The sequence below is a fragment of the Geodermatophilus bullaregiensis genome, assembly GCF_016907675.1.
Taxonomy (GTDB): Bacteria; Actinomycetota; Actinomycetes; order Mycobacteriales; family Geodermatophilaceae; genus Geodermatophilus; species Geodermatophilus bullaregiensis.
Genome location: NZ_JAFBCJ010000001.1, coordinates 1,766,607 through 1,780,698, shown reverse-complemented (window position 1 = coordinate 1,780,698; position 14,092 = coordinate 1,766,607). Strand labels below are relative to the sequence as shown.

Below are 14,092 nucleotides of genomic sequence, written 5' to 3'. Positions count from 1 at the left end.
GGCCGGGCCGTCGGGCGGGAGAGCCCTCAGGCGGGACGGCCGAGCTCGCGGAAGCCCTCGATCCGGAGGCCGAGCGTAGCGGTGACCCGCTCGGCGGCCGCCCGGCTCCCCAGCGCGGCCGGGTCGGCGTGGCGGCAGAGCACCAGCGAGGCGCCGGCCGCCAGGGGCGCGAGCAGCCAGGCGACCGGTCCGGCCTCGGCCGCCGTGCGGTCGTCGACGAGCAGCCGGTCGCCGGCCGCGATGCCCAGCCGCCCGGCCAGCTCGCCGGCCGAGGCGGCCAGCCCGCCGAGGGTGAGCTCCAGCCCGCCGGCGAGCAGGCCGGTCGCCGCCGGGTCCGGCGGCGCGTACGGGGCGAAGACGTCGCCGTGCGCGCGGACCTCGAGGGCGAAGTCGCGGGCCGGGCCGGTGTAGCCGGTCATCCCGAGCCCCAGCGGGTGCAGCGACAGGCCCATGAGCTCGGGCAGGTCCTGCTCCTCGAGCGGAGCGAGGCGGTCCTGCGCGGCGAGCACGACGTCGGCGGCGTCCAGCCGGCCGTCGTCCTCGGCGGCGGTGTCGAGGACCGCGGCGCCGCAGCTCCACACCCCGAGCAGCACCGCGGCGGTCTGCCAGTGCACCGGCAGCGCGACGGCGACGGTGCTGCCGGGGCCGACGTCGAACTCGTCCTGCAGCAGGTTCGCCGTCTTGGCGACCCAGTTGGCCAGCGTGGTGCCCGAGAGCTCGACCCGCTCGCCGGTCGCGTCGTCGTAGGAGGTGACCAGCGGTGCGGCCGGCTCCCGGCGCAGCGCCGCGGCGAGCAGGTCCGAGGGCGTCGGCGCGGAGGGAGGCATGCCGCCAGCCTCCCAGCGGGCGCGCTCAGTTGATGCAGGAGGTGTCGGCCGCCGTCCGTGGGGTCTCGGCCGGCGCGTCGGCCGGGGCCGGGGCCGGGGCCTGCGGGGTGGTCTGCTGGCCGACGCCGTTGAAGTCCTCGCCGAGCACCAGCTGCACGGTGCCGGAGCTCGCGTCGCTGCTCTCCTCGGTGGTCGCGCCGGGGACCGCGGCGGCCAGGGTCGCGGCCGGCGCCTCGTCGCCCGCGGCGTGGCGGACCACCGTCTGCGTGTAGTCGCTGCTGTCGGCGTTGCCGGTGCTGGTCACGGTGAAGCCGGCGTCCTCGAGCGACGCGGCGGCCTCGGCGGCCAGGCCCGAGATGCCCGAGCCGTTGTAGACCTCGACCGACACGTCGGCCGGCGCCACCGTGGCGGGCGCCTCCGGGGTGGCCGGGGCGGCCTCCTCGGGCTCGGCGGACAGCTCGGCGAAGAAGGCGTGCAGGGTGTCCTCGTCGGCCAGCTCGAGGATCGAGCGGCCGTCCTCGTCGCGGCCGTCACCGACGATCGGCACGGTCTGGAACTCGATGCTGCCGGCGGTCACCGACTGCATCTGCTGGGCCAGGTCGAGCAGCACCAGGTCCCGGTCGATGGTCAGCGACTCGGAGGCGGCCTCCACCAGCTCGCGCTGCTTGCCCAGGTCGAGCAGCACGTCCTCGGAGAGGATCTTGCGCAGCACGCCGCCGATGAACACCTGCTGGCGCACGATGCGGTCGAGGTCGCCGCGGGGCAGCCCGTGCCGCTGCCGGACGAAGGCCAGCGCGTCGGCGCCCTCGATGACCTGCTCGCCGGCGGGGAACACCGCGCCGGAGAACTCGGAGTCGTCGACGGCCTCGCACAGGTTGACCGTCACGCCGCCGACGACGCTGGTCAGCTCGAAGAAGCCGAGCAGGTCGACCTCGGCGTAGTGGTCGATCATCAGGCCGGTCAGCTGGCTGATCGTCTGCACCAGCAGCTGCGCGCCACCGGCCTGGCGCTCGGACTCGGGCGCGGAGTCGTCGACCTCGCCGTAGCCGTAGGCGTAGGCGGCGTTCAGCTTGTCCATGCCGTGCCCCGGGATCTCCACGTAGGAGTCGCGCGGGAAGGACACGAACGACGCGCTGGACCCGTCGGCCGGGACGTGCACCAGGATCATCGTGTCGGTGTTGATCCCGGAGTCCTCGCCGGCGGTGAGCTCGGCGAGCTGCTCGGGGGTGAGCGCGGCGCGGCTGTCGTTGCCGACCAGCAGGAGGTTCACCGCCTCGGGGGCGTCCCCGGCGTCGGAGTTGCCGGCCGTCGGGATGGCGTTGGTGCGGTTGACCGTGGCCTCGGCGACCCGCCCGAGGTACCAGCCCCAGCCGCTGGCGCCCAGCAGCACCACCGACAGGACGGCGGCCACCGCGCGGGCGACGACGGCGGCGCGGCGGGAACGGCCCCCCTCCCGGGCACCGTGACCGCGGTCGGCGGGCTCCCGGGAGGTGCGGCGCCCGGCCCCGTCGCCCGCGGCGTCCTGCGCGCGGGCGGCACGGGGGGCGCGGCCGGCACGCGGGTCGAGCCGGGCCGGCAGCGGCCGGCCCGAGGCTCCGCCGGGCTCGTTGCGGTCTCGGCTCACGGGACCGAGGTTAGGGGCGAGCGGGGCACGCGGGGGTCCCGCGACACGGCGGAACGCTCCGTCCCGCCACCGGGGGCGCCCGTCTGGCACCGGCCGCCCGTCGCGTCGCGCCCGACCCCACCGGGCACAGACGTCACACATCGGGAGGATGCCGCGGGGGTCGCCCGGCGGCAGGATGCGGCCATGCGCGTGCTCGTGACCGGGGGAGCGGGCTTCATCGGCTCCCACTACGTCCGGACGATGCTCACCGGTGGCTACCCGGGCCACGAGGACGCCGAGGTGACCGTCTTCGACAAGCTGACCTACGCCGGCAACCCCGCCAACCTCGCGCCGGTGGCCGACAGCCCGCGCTACCGCTTCGTCCGCGGCGACATCTGCAGCGCCGCCGACCTCGACGCCGCCCTGCCCGGGCACGACGTCGTCGTCAACTTCGCCGCCGAGTCCCACGTCGACCGCTCGATCACCGGGGCCTCGGCGTTCGTCCTCACCAACGTGCTCGGCGCCCACCAGGTGTTCGAGGCCGCGGTGCGGCACGGCGTGCGGCGGGTGCTGCACGTGTCCACCGACGAGGTCTACGGCTCGATCGACGAGGGCTCCTGGACCGAGGACACGCTGCTCGAGCCGAACTCGCCCTACTCGGCGGCCAAGGCCGGCGGCGACCTCCTCGCCCGCGCCTACGCGCGGACCTACGGCCTCGACGTCTCGGTGACCCGGTGCAGCAACAACTACGGGCCCTACCACTTCCCCGAGAAGGTCATCCCGCTGTTCGTCACCAACCTGCTCGACGGGCACAAGGTGCCGCTCTACGGCGAGGGGGCCAACGTCCGCGACTGGCTCTACGTCGACGACCACTGCCGCGGCATCCAGCTGGTGCTCGACAAGGGCCGGGCCGGCGAGTTCTACAACATCGGGGGCGGCCGCGAGCTGTCCAACCGGGAGCTCACCGAGAAGCTGCTCGAGGCCACCGGGCGCGACTGGAGCTACGTCGACCCGATCGTCGACCCGCGCGGCGGCGGCCACGACCTGCGCTACTCGGTCGACTACTCGAAGACCGCGGCGCTCGGCTACGCGCCCCGGATGTCCTTCGAGGAGGGGCTGGCGCTGACCGTGCGGTGGTACCGCGACAACCGCGCCTGGTGGGAACCGCTCAAGGCCGCGGCCTCGACCGCGCCGGCATGACCGCCCCCACCGCCTGGCTGGTCACCGGCGCCCACGGCCAGCTGGGCCGCGAGCTCACGGCGCTGCTGGCCGGCCGCCCGGACGACGAGCTCACCGCGCTGGGCCGCGACCGGCTCGACCTCACCGACGAGGCCGCGGTGCGCGGCGCCGTCCGTGACTGGCTGGCCCGCGCGCGGGCCGCCGGGCGCCGGGCGGTCGTGCTCAACGCCGCGGCCTACACCGCCGTCGACGCCGCCGAGACCGACGAGGCCACCGCCACCGTCGTCAACGGGCACGCCCCCGGCTGGCTGGCGCAGGAGCTGGCCGGCGCCGGGCGGCTGGTGCACGTCTCCACCGACTACGTCTTCGACGGCACGGCCACCGAGCCCTACCCGGTCGACGCCCCCCTCGCGCCGCGCTCGGCCTACGGGCGCAGCAAGGCCGCCGGCGAGCGCGCGGTCGCCGCGGCCGGCGGGGAGGCCACCGTCGTCCGCACCGCCTGGGTGTACGGCCGGCACGGGGCCAACTTCGTGCGCACCATGGCCGGGCGGGCCGCGGCCGGGGCCCCGGTCTCGGTCGTCGACGACCAGGTCGGCTCGCCCACCTGGGCGGCCGACCTCGCCGCCGGGCTGGTCGCGGTGGGGGAGCGGGCCGACCCCGCCCCGCCGGTGCTGCACCGGACCGACGCCGGCGCGGTCAGCTGGTTCGGCCTGGCCCGCGCCGTCTACGAGGAGCTCGGCGCGGACCCGGAGCTGGTGTCGCCGACGACGACCGAGCACTTCCCCCGGCCGGCGCCGCGGCCGGCGTACTCCGTCCTCGACGGCCGCGCGTGGGCAGCCGCCGGTCTCCCGGCGCCGAGGCCGTGGCGCGACGCCCTCACCCTGGCGGTGCCCGGCCTGCGCTGACCCGCCCTGACCGGCCGGCCCGCCCCGCCCGGGTCGGTTGCGGTCGGTGTGACGGGTGGGACGGGCTCCCAGGCGCGAACCCGTGTCGGAGCACCGCGGCCGGGGGGCGGGACGCCGATCCTCCGGGGGAAAGCCGGTCGTCCCCTGGGGTGGCCGGGCCCCGGTACCCCGGAGGACATGCCCCTTGCGCCGCCTGGTCGCGGGCTCGCTCGCGTTCGTCGCCTCGCTGGCGACGATCACCGTGCTGCCCGTCTACGCCGCACCCACGCCGGAGCCGGCGCCGGTCGAGACCGGCGCCGTCGAGGTCCCCCTGGGGTCGGTCGAGGACCCCTCACCGGTCGCCGACGTGCAGGCGGGCACCACCGACCCGGTGGCCGGCGTGCCCGACACCGCCCCGACGCTGACCGTCACGCGCACCGACGTCGCCGAGTTCTCGCTGGTCGGTGTCACCTGGGCGGCCGACCCGGCGGTGCGCGACGTGCGCGTGCAGGTCCGCGTGCAGGACGCGGACGGCGACTGGGGCTCCTGGACCGAGGTCGGCACCGAGGACGCCGAGCAGGAGGAGGGCGCCGTCGTCGAGGGCGACCCCGGGACGCGCGGCGGCACGGCCCCGCTGTGGACCGGGCCCAGCACCGGCGTCGAGGTCGAGTTGGTGACCCGCTCGGGTGCCGCGCCCACCGACGTCCAGCTCGACCTGGTCGACCCGGGCGAGAGCGCGGCCGACACCGCGCTCGGCGCGCCGGACATCGACGACACCGCCGAGGCCGCCATGGCGATGCCGCCGGTCCACTCGCGGGCCCAGTGGGGCGCCGACGAGGGGATCCGCACGTGGGCCCCGTCGTACGCGGCCACGATCAAGGCCGCGACGCTGCACCACACGGCCGACACCAACAACTACACCGCCGACCAGGTGCCGGCGATGATGCGGTCGATCTACCGCTACCACTCGGTCAGCCTCGAGTGGGGCGACATCGGCTACAACGTCATCGTCGACAAGTTCGGCCGGCTCTGGGAGGGCCGCTACGGCGGCCTGGCCAGCACCGTGGTCGGCGCGCACGCCGGCGGTTTCAACACCTCCACCTTCGGTGTCTCCATGCTCGGCAACTACGACGTCGTCGACACCCCCCAGGCGATGGTCGACTCGGTCGCGGCGATCATCGCGTGGAAGTTCTCCCTGTACGGGGTCGACCCCCGGGGCACCGCGCGGCTGACCTCCGGCGGGACCGACAAGTTCCCGGCCGGCGCGGTCGCGACCCTGCCGACGATCTTCGGGCACCGCGACACCAAGAGCACCGCCTGCCCCGGGCGCTACGGCTACGCCCGGCTGCCGCAGATCCGCGACCGGGTGGCCGCCTCGCTGACCGCGACCACGCCGCAGATCACCCAGCGGTACGACTCCGATCCCGCCCTGCGCACGCTGCTGGGCGCCAGGACCGGGCCCGAGCAGCAGTCGGCCGGCGTCACCTGGCAGAGCTACCAGGGCGGCAACCTCTACTACACCCCGGACACCGGCGTGAAGCTGGTCCGCGGCGGCATCCTGGCCGGCTACCTGCGCTACGGCGGACCGGCCGTGCTCGGCGCACCCACGATCGAGGAACGGGCGTTGCCCGACGGCCGCGGTGTGGTCGCGGAGTTCCGCAGCGGCGCCGTCTACTGGACGGCGACCACCGAGGCGCACGTCGTCCGCGGGGACATCCGGAGCCACTGGCAGGGGCTGGGCGGCCCGACCGGGGCGCTCGGCTACCCGGTCGACGACGAGCGGATCGCGCCGGACGGGTCGGGTGCCTGGACGGCGTTCGAGGGCGGCACCGTGGTGTGGTCCCCGCAGACGGGTGCGGTCGTCACCGCCGGTGGCATCCGCGCGGCGTACGAGAGCTCCGGCCGGCAGGCAGGTCCACTCGGCTACCCGACCGCTCCGGAGACGGACGTCCCCGGCGGCCGCGGCCGCGTGCAGACCTTCCAGCGCGGCGCCGTCTACTGGACGCCGGTCTACTACGGCGCGCTCGTCCACGGCGGCATCGGGACCGCGTGGTCGGCCACCGGCGGCCCGGACGGGCCGCTCGGCCTGCCCACCGGCAGCGAGACCGGCACCGCCGACGGTGTCGGCCGGGTCCAGGTCTTCCAGAACGGCTCGGTGTACTGGTCGCCGTCCTCGGGTGCGCAGCCGATCCGCGGGGGCGTGCTCGCCACCTGGGTCGCCGCCGGGGCCGAGACCGGCCCCACCGGGTACCCCACCACCGCGGAGAGCACCGCCGGCGACGGCCGCGGCCAGGTGCAGCGGTTCCAGAGCGGCTCGATCTACTGGGCGGCCGCCACCGGCGGGCACGTCGTCCGCGGCGCGGTGGGCGGGATCTGGCTGGCCTCGGGCGGTCCGGGCGGCCCGCTGGGCTACCCGACGTCGGACGAGCGGGACACTCCCACCGGCAGCGGGCGCGTGCAGTCCTTCGAGCGCGGCTCCGTGTACTGGTCGGCGGCGACCGGCGCGCGCATCGTGCGCGGTGACATCGCCGCCGCCTACGACGCGGCCGGCGGGGTGACCGGCGTGCTGGGCCTGCCCACCGCCGAGGCCACCGCCACCGGCGCCGACGGCACCGGGCGGGTGCAGACCTTCCAGGGCGGCTCGGTCTACTGGACCGCGGCGCACGGCGCCCACGTCGTCCGCGGCGCCGTCGGGGTGATCTGGTCGGCCTCGGGCGGTGTCGGCGGCCCGCTCGGCTACCCGACGTCGGACGAGCGGGACACTCCCACCGGCAGCGGGCGCGTGCAGTCCTTCGAGCGCGGCTCCGTGTACTGGTCGGCGGCGACCGGCGCGCGCATCGTGCGCGGTGACATCGCCGCCGCCTACGACGCGGCCGGCGGGGTGACCGGCGTGCTGGGCCTGCCCACCGCCGAGGCCACCGCCACCGGCGCCGACGGCACCGGGCGGGTGCAGACCTTCCAGGGCGGCTCGGTCTACTGGACCGCGGCGCACGGCGCCCACGTCGTCCGCGGCGGCATCGGCACCGCGTGGTCGGCCGCCGGTGGCGTGACGGGCCGGCTCGGCTCCCCCATCGGCGGGGAGACGGCCACCGCCGGCGGGGCGCAGCAGACCTTCCAGGGCGGCACGGTGACCTGGGTGACCGCCACCGCGTCGACCACGGTGAGGTACCGGTGAGCGCACGCAGGACGTCCCCGGCCCGGGCGGCGTGGGCGGTCTCGGCCGCCCTGCTCCTCGGCCCCCTCGCGGCGGGGTGCACGTCGTCCCCCGCCGGCGGCGACGCCACGACCGGCGGTGACGCCTCCGGCGGCAGTCCCTCCCCGGCGGCCGCTCCCCCCGGTGGCGGCGCGGGGGAGACCGCGGCTGCGCCGTCCGGCGACACCTCGTCCGACACCGCGTCCGACACCTCGCCCGACGAGTCGCCCGACGACACCGGGCCGACCGCCGTGGCCACCGACCCGCCCGCCGAGGACCCCGGCGACGCCGGGACGCCCGACGACCCGGCCGACGTGGACGTGGTGATCACCTACAGCGGGGTCGAGCCGGGCACGGCGACCCTCGAGGTGGCCGGCTTCGCCGCGGTCGTCGAGGACGGCGGCGAGTGCGTGCTCACGCTGAGCCGGTCCGGCCACGACGACGTCCGGGTCGAGGGCGCCGGCACCCCCGACGTCCGCACCACCGCCTGTGGCGCGCTCTCCGTGCCGGTCGGCGGGCTGGCCCCGGGCGAGTGGACGGCCCGGCTGGCGTACCGCTCCGCCACCTCCTCGGGCACCAGCCCCTCCCAGACCGTCGAGATCCCGTGAGGCAGCCCCGCATGCGCACCCGCCTGGCGACCGCGGCCGGCGTGCTGGCCCTGCTGGCCGTGCTGCTCGCCGGCCACCTGCCCGGCCAGGAGGACCGGCTGGCCGAGGCCGCCGACCTGAGCCAGTTCCAGCCCGGCGACATCATCAGCGACGGGCTCTTCTTCGACGGCTGGGCCATGTCGGAGGCCGACGTCCAGGGCTTCCTGGACCAAAAGGGGGCGAGCTGCCGGCCCGGCTCCGACGGCACCCCCTGCCTCAGGGTCTACCGCCAGGACACCCAGTCCAAGCCGGGCGACGACCGCTGCGCCCCCTACGCCGGCCAACCCGGCGAGAGCGCGGCGCGCATCATCGCCAAGGTCGGGCAGGCCTGCGGGATCAGCCAGCGGGTGCTGCTGGTCATGCTGCAGAAGGAGCAGTCGCTCGTCACGAACAACGGCTCCAGCCTCTACGCCCGCCGCTACCGCGAGGCCATGGGGTTCGCCTGTCCCGACACCGCGGCCTGCAACCCCGCCTACAACGGCTTCTTAAACCAGGTCTACAGCGCAGCGCGGCAGTTCAAGAACTACGCCGCCAACCCCCGCGGCTACGCCCACCGGGCCGGCCAGGTGAACGCGGTCCGCTTCCACCCGGAGGCCGGCTGCGGCAGCTCGTCGGTGTTCATCCTCAACCAGGCCACCGCCGGCCTCTACAACTACACGCCCTACCAGCCCAACGCCGCCGCGCTGCGCGCCGGCTACGGCGCCGGTGACGACTGCTCGGCCTACGGCAACCGCAACTTCTTCCACTACTTCACCGACTGGTTCGGCTCCACCCACGAGCCCGGCGCCGCGGCCATCTCGGCCCTGTACTACTCCTCGGCCAGCAGCTGGATCGGGACGCCCACCCAGCCGGTCCGGTGTGGCCTGCCCGCCGGGGGCTGCCACCAGTTCTTCACCCGCGGCGCCGTCTACTGGTCGCCCGGGACCGGAGCCCACGCCATCGGCGGCGCCATCATGGGTGCCTGGGCCGCGCGCGGCTACGAGAGCGGCGGTCTCGGCTACCCCGTCGGCGGCGAGCTGCCGACCGCCGACGGCGCCGGCCGGCTGCAGAACTTCCAGGGCGGCGGCATCTTCTGGTCGGCCTCGACCGGCGCCTGGCCGGTCCGTGGCGGCATCCGGGCGGCCTGGGGGGCGCAGGGAGCCGACGGCGGCCCCCTGGGCTACCCGGTGGGCGACGAGACCCCCACCGCCGACGGGATCGGGGTGCTGCAGCTCTACCAGGGCGGCGCGGTCTTCTACTCCCCGGCCACGGGCGCGCAGCCGATCCGCGGCGCCATCCGCGCGAAGTGGGGCGCGCTCGGCGCCGAGACCGGCGTCCTCGGCTACCCGATCACACCCGAGCTGCCGGTCGCCGACGGCCGCGGTGTCGCCCAGCTGTTCCAGGGCGGCGTCATCTCGTACTCGCCGACGACCGGCGCACAGCCGGTCCGCGGGGCCATCCGCGGCGCCTGGGGCGGCGCCGGCGCCGAGACCGGGGAGCTCGGCTACCCGGTGGCCGCCGAGGAACCCGGTCCCGGGGGCGTGGGCACCGTCCAGCGGTTCCAGCGGGGCTCGGTCTGGTACACGGCCGGGACGGGCGCGCACGCGGTGTCCGGGACCCTCGCCGACGCCTGGGCCGTCCGCGGCGGCGTCGCCGGCGGCCTCGGCTGGCCGGTCACCGACGCCCGCCGCGTCCCCGGCGGGGGCGGCACGACGCAGACCTTCCAGGGCGGCGCGCTGTACGCGCTGACGGGGGCCGAGACCGTCCTCGTGCGTGGCGCCGTGCTCACCGAGTACCTCGCCGAGGCGGCCGACGCCGGCGCGCTCGGCCTGCCGATCGGCGAGGAGACGACCGAGCCCACCGGCCAGGTGCAGCGCTTCCAGCGCGGCATCGTGCACTGGACGGCCTCGACCGGGGCGATCGCCGTGCGCGGCGGCGTCGGTGGCGCGTGGACGGCGGCCGGTGGCCTGACCGGCCCGCTCGGCAGCCCGGTCTCGCGGGAGACGAGTGCCGGCGACGGCCGCGTGCAGCGGTTCACCGGCGGCGAGGTCTACTGGTCGCCCGCGACCGGTGCCCACGCGGTGCGCGACCCGCTCGTGCGGGGTCTCGAGGAGGCCGGCGGCGTCCTCGGCGCCCTGGGCTTCCCCGTGGCCGAGGAGCGGACCTCCGGCGACGCGCGCGTGCAGGACTTCCAGAGCGGCACCGTCTACGCGACCTCCGCGGGCGGCGCGCACGCGGTGCGCGGGGCCATCGGCACGACCTGGTCGGGCAGCGGCGGGCTGACCGGCCCCCTGGGTGCCCCCACGAGCGGGGAGACCGGCGCGGGTGCCGGCCGGGTGCAGCGCTTCACCGGCGGCTCGGTCTACTGGTCGGCCGGCACCGGCGGACAGGTGGTCAGCGGCCCGGTCGCCACGGCCCACGAGGCCGCCGGCGGCGCCGCCGGCCCGCTGGGCCTGCCCGTCGGCCCGGAGGCCGCCTCGGGGTCCGCGCGCGTCCAGCAGTTCCAGGGCGGCGGGGTCTACTGGACGTCGGCCGGCGGTGCCCACCCCGTGCGCGGCGCGGTCGCCGCGGCGTGGCAGGCGACCGGCGGGCTGACCGGCCCGCTGGGAGCCCCGGTCGGCGACGAGACCGCCGTCGGCGGCGGCGTCGTCCAGGCCTTCTCCGGCGGCTCGGTCCACTGGTCGCCCGCCACGCGCGCGCAGGTCGTGCGCGGCGCCGTCGCCGCCGCCTACACCGCCGCCGGCGGGCCGACCGGACCGCTGGGCTTCCCGGCCGGCCCGGAGACGGCGTCCGGGTCCGGGCGGGTGCAGCCGTTCCAGAGCGGCGGGATCTACTGGACGTCGGCCGGCGGCGCGCACCCGGTGCGGGGCGCGATGGCCAGCTACTGGCTGGCCACCGGCGGCATCGACGGCCCGCTGGGCGGGCCGACCGGCAACGAGACGGCGGCCGGCCCCGACAGCGCGCAGGCGTTCGCCAACGGCGTCCTGCACTGGTCGGCGACGTCCTACGTGCACCGCACGACGCGGCAGATCCTGGACGCCTACGTGGCCACGGGCGCCTCGGCCGGCCCGCTCGGGGTGCCGGTGGGTGACGTCCACGTGCGCGACGGCCTGCAGCGGGTGGACTTCGCCCGCGGCGCCATCGTCGTCCGCAACGGCGTCGCCGAGGTGCAACCGGCCTGAGTGGTGCTGCCGGGACGCGAGGGGCCGGCGGGCCGGGAGGTCCGCCGGCACCGGCGGGGGAGGGGAGCGCCCGTTACAGTCGGGGCGCTCCCCGGGCGGTCCCCGACCGTGCCCCGGCTCCCGTCCGGGAGCCGCACGCGCCGGGAGCGACGGGTCCCGGGACGCGGTCCCCGCGCCGCCCGGCCGCGCCCCCCGGGCGGGGCCGCGACCGGCCCCGGACGAGCCCGGGGGAGAGAGGGAGGGTGCGAGATGGGGTGCTCCACGCGGTGAGCGACCCCCGCGGCGGCGCTCCGGTGCGCGCCCGGCCCCGGCTCCCCGCCCTGCTGACGTCGGCGGGCGCGCGCTCGGGCCTGGTCCTGCTGCTCTGCTCGCTCGCCGGGCACGTCGGCAACTACCTCTACTACGTGCTGGCCGCCCGGCTGCTGACGCCGGCGGAGTTCGCCGAGGTCAGCGCGATCACCGGGCTGGCCACGATCGCCTTCATGCCCGCGACCGGGGTGCAGGCCGCGCTCGCGCGCGACACCGCCGCCCTCGAGGCGCGCGGGCGCACCGCCGAGGCGCGGGCCCTCAGCCGGGCCGTCGCCCGCCGGATGGCGGTCGTGCAGGCCGGCGTCCTGGCGGTGCTGGTCCTGGGCACCCCGGCCGCGGTCGCCGTCCTCGACCTCACGTCGGCGTGGGTCTGGCTGGCCGGGACGGCGTGGCTCGTCCTCGGCATGGGCCTCTACGTCGGGCTGGGCAGCCGCCAGGGCCGCGAGCAGTTCGGCGTGGTCGCCGCGGTCCTCGGTGGCCCCATGGGCGTGTTCCGGCCGCTGTTCCTCGTCCCGCTGGCGCTGGCCGCCGGCGTCGTCGGCGCCCTCGGCGCGATGGTCGTGGCCACGGTCGTCGGCCTGGTGGTCCTCGCCGAGCGCCGGCGCGACCGCCCCGCGGGCACCGTCGTCCCGCCGCTGCCGGACGTGCGGACCGCGCTGGTCGCCCTGGGCGCCTTCGCGTCGCTGACCAACGTCGACCTGCTGGTGGGCAAGGTGACGCTGGGTGCCACCGAGGCCGGCCTGTACGCGTCGGCGGCGCTGCTCGGCAAGATCGCGCTGTACGGCCCCTCCGCGCTGGCCCTCGTGCTGCTGCCCAAGGTGACCGCGCGGCTGGAGTCTTCCCTGAGCGTCCGCCGCCCGGCGCTGCTGGTCATGGTGGCCACCGTGCTCACCGGCGGCGTCGTCGCGGCGGGCATCGCGCTCGCCCCGCCGTCGCTGGTCACCGGCGTCTTCGGTGCCGCCTACGCCGGCGCGTACTCACTGGCCGCGCCGCTGGCCGTGGCGATGACGCTGCTGGCCCTGGTGCACGTCCACATCATGATGAGCCTGGCCCGGCGCGACCGGGTGCTCATCGTCCTGGTCGCCGCCGCCGCGGTCGCGCAGGCCGCCGGTCTGCTGATGCTGGGCGACTCGCCGGGCCGCATGGTCCTGGTCACCACCGTGGTGGCCGCCGCGACGCTGGCCGTGCACGAGCTGACCTCGCCCTACGGCCTGGTGCGCCTCGCCCTCCGCGAGCCCGCCCCGGCCGCCGTCCCCGACCCCGATCGCACCCCGTCCGAGGAGCCCCGTTGACGCTCGACATCATGATCCCGTTCTACGGCGACCCGGCCATGCTCCGGGAGACCGTCGGCAGCGTCCGGGCCCAGACCAGCCCGGACTGGCGGCTCACCGTCGTCGACGACGGCTACCCTGACCCGACCGTGGCCGAGTGGTTCGGCGCGCTGGGCGACGACCGGGTCACCTACCAGCGCAACGAGGTCAACCTCGGGGCCAACAAGAACTACGAGAAGTGCATCGCCATCGCCCAGCAGCGGGACGTGGTGATCCTGGGCGCCGACGACGTCCTGCTGCCCGAGTACGTGGCGGTGGTGTCGGCGGCGCGGGCCGCGCACCCCGAGGCCGCGGTGATCCAGCCGGGCGTGAAGGTCATCGACGAGCACGGCACCGAGGTCCGCACGCTGGTCGACGAGACGAAGAAGCGCCTCTACCAGCCGAGGGTGACGCAGCGGACGGTCATGGGCGGGGAGGACCTGGCGCGCAGCCTGCTGCGCGGCAACTGGCTGTACTTCCCGGCGCTGTGCTTCGACGTCGCCAAGATCCGCGCGATCGGCTTCCGCCCCGGCCTCGACGTCGTCCAGGACCTGCAGCTGGTCCTCGACCTGCTGATGCGCGGCGAGACGCTGGTCTACGACCCCGCCGTCTGCTTCGCCTACCGCCGGCACTCCGGCAGCGACTCGTCCTGGCGGGCGCTGGACGGCACCCGCTTCGACGAGGAGCGCCGCTTCTTCCTCACCGCCGCCGACGAGCTCGAGCGGCTCGGCTGGTCGCGCGCGGCACGGGCGGCACGGGTGCACGCCTCCTCGCGGCTGCACGCGCTCACCTACCTGCCCGCGGCGGTGCAGAAGCGCCGTCCCGACGCCGTCCGCACCCTGCTGCGGCACGGCCTCGGCGGGCTCCCCGGCTCGCTGGCCCCACGCCGCGGCGCCGGCACGGCCTCCTGAGTCCCTGGACGACGGAGGGGCGGCTCCCCCCGGCCGGGGAGCCGCCCCTCCGTCGTCCGTGGGGGTGG

The 14,092-nt window shown here is 76.7% G+C and carries 9 protein-coding genes; 7 read left to right on the top strand and 2 right to left on the bottom strand.

The window, feature by feature from the left end; genetic code table 11:
• Positions 1 to 26: 26 nt before the first annotated feature.
• Both JOD57_RS08275 and JOD57_RS08270 read right to left on the bottom strand, forming a co-directional pair.
• Positions 27 to 827, bottom strand: a complete 801-nt coding sequence (locus JOD57_RS08275; RefSeq protein ID WP_204691447.1) for a TIGR03089 family protein — start codon at positions 825 to 827, stop codon at positions 27 to 29.
• A 25-nt stretch (positions 828 to 852) separates the two neighbouring features.
• Entirely contained in the window at positions 853 to 2,451 is a 1,599-nt protein-coding gene (locus JOD57_RS08270; protein WP_307824560.1) for an LCP family protein, read from the bottom strand.
• Between the two features lie 183 nt (positions 2,452 to 2,634).
• Between JOD57_RS08270 and rfbB the strand changes: the two genes are divergently transcribed.
• The 7 genes from rfbB (at position 2,635) to JOD57_RS08235 (ending at position 14,024) form a co-directional block, all read left to right on the top strand.
• The gene (gene rfbB / locus JOD57_RS08265; protein ID WP_204691443.1) at positions 2,635 to 3,630 is read left to right on the top strand and encodes a dTDP-glucose 4,6-dehydratase; all 996 of its coding nucleotides are present in this window, start codon (positions 2,635 to 2,637) and stop codon (positions 3,628 to 3,630) included.
• Positions 3,627 to 4,514 carry a dTDP-4-dehydrorhamnose reductase gene (gene rfbD, locus JOD57_RS08260; RefSeq protein WP_204691441.1) on the top strand — a complete coding sequence of 296 codons (888 nt, stop codon included), beginning with the start codon at positions 3,627 to 3,629 and terminating at the stop codon, positions 4,512 to 4,514. The genes rfbB and rfbD overlap by 4 nt, the downstream gene beginning before the upstream one ends.
• A gap of 184 nt (positions 4,515 to 4,698) precedes the next feature.
• The gene (locus tag JOD57_RS08255) at positions 4,699 to 7,668 is read left to right on the top strand and encodes an N-acetylmuramoyl-L-alanine amidase (RefSeq protein WP_204691439.1); all 2,970 of its coding nucleotides are present in this window, start codon (positions 4,699 to 4,701) and stop codon (positions 7,666 to 7,668) included.
• The gene (locus JOD57_RS08250; RefSeq protein ID WP_204691430.1) at positions 7,665 to 8,294 is read left to right on the top strand and encodes a hypothetical protein; all 630 of its coding nucleotides are present in this window, start codon (positions 7,665 to 7,667) and stop codon (positions 8,292 to 8,294) included. The genes JOD57_RS08255 and JOD57_RS08250 overlap by 4 nt, the downstream gene beginning before the upstream one ends.
• Positions 8,291 to 11,494: a hypothetical protein gene (locus JOD57_RS08245; protein WP_204691428.1), complete on the top strand. Its 3,204-nt coding sequence runs from the start codon at positions 8,291 to 8,293 to the stop codon at positions 11,492 to 11,494. Before JOD57_RS08250 ends, JOD57_RS08245 begins: the two co-directional genes overlap by 4 nt.
• 266 nt (positions 11,495 to 11,760) lie before the next feature.
• Positions 11,761 to 13,095 carry a lipopolysaccharide biosynthesis protein gene (locus tag JOD57_RS08240; RefSeq protein ID WP_204691426.1) on the top strand — a complete coding sequence of 445 codons (1,335 nt, stop codon included), beginning with the start codon at positions 11,761 to 11,763 and terminating at the stop codon, positions 13,093 to 13,095.
• A complete protein-coding gene (locus JOD57_RS08235) occupies positions 13,092 to 14,024 on the top strand; it encodes a glycosyltransferase family 2 protein (protein ID WP_204691425.1) in 933 nt (310 codons plus the stop codon). Before JOD57_RS08240 ends, JOD57_RS08235 begins: the two co-directional genes overlap by 4 nt.
• Positions 14,025 to 14,092: the final 68 nt, after the last annotated feature.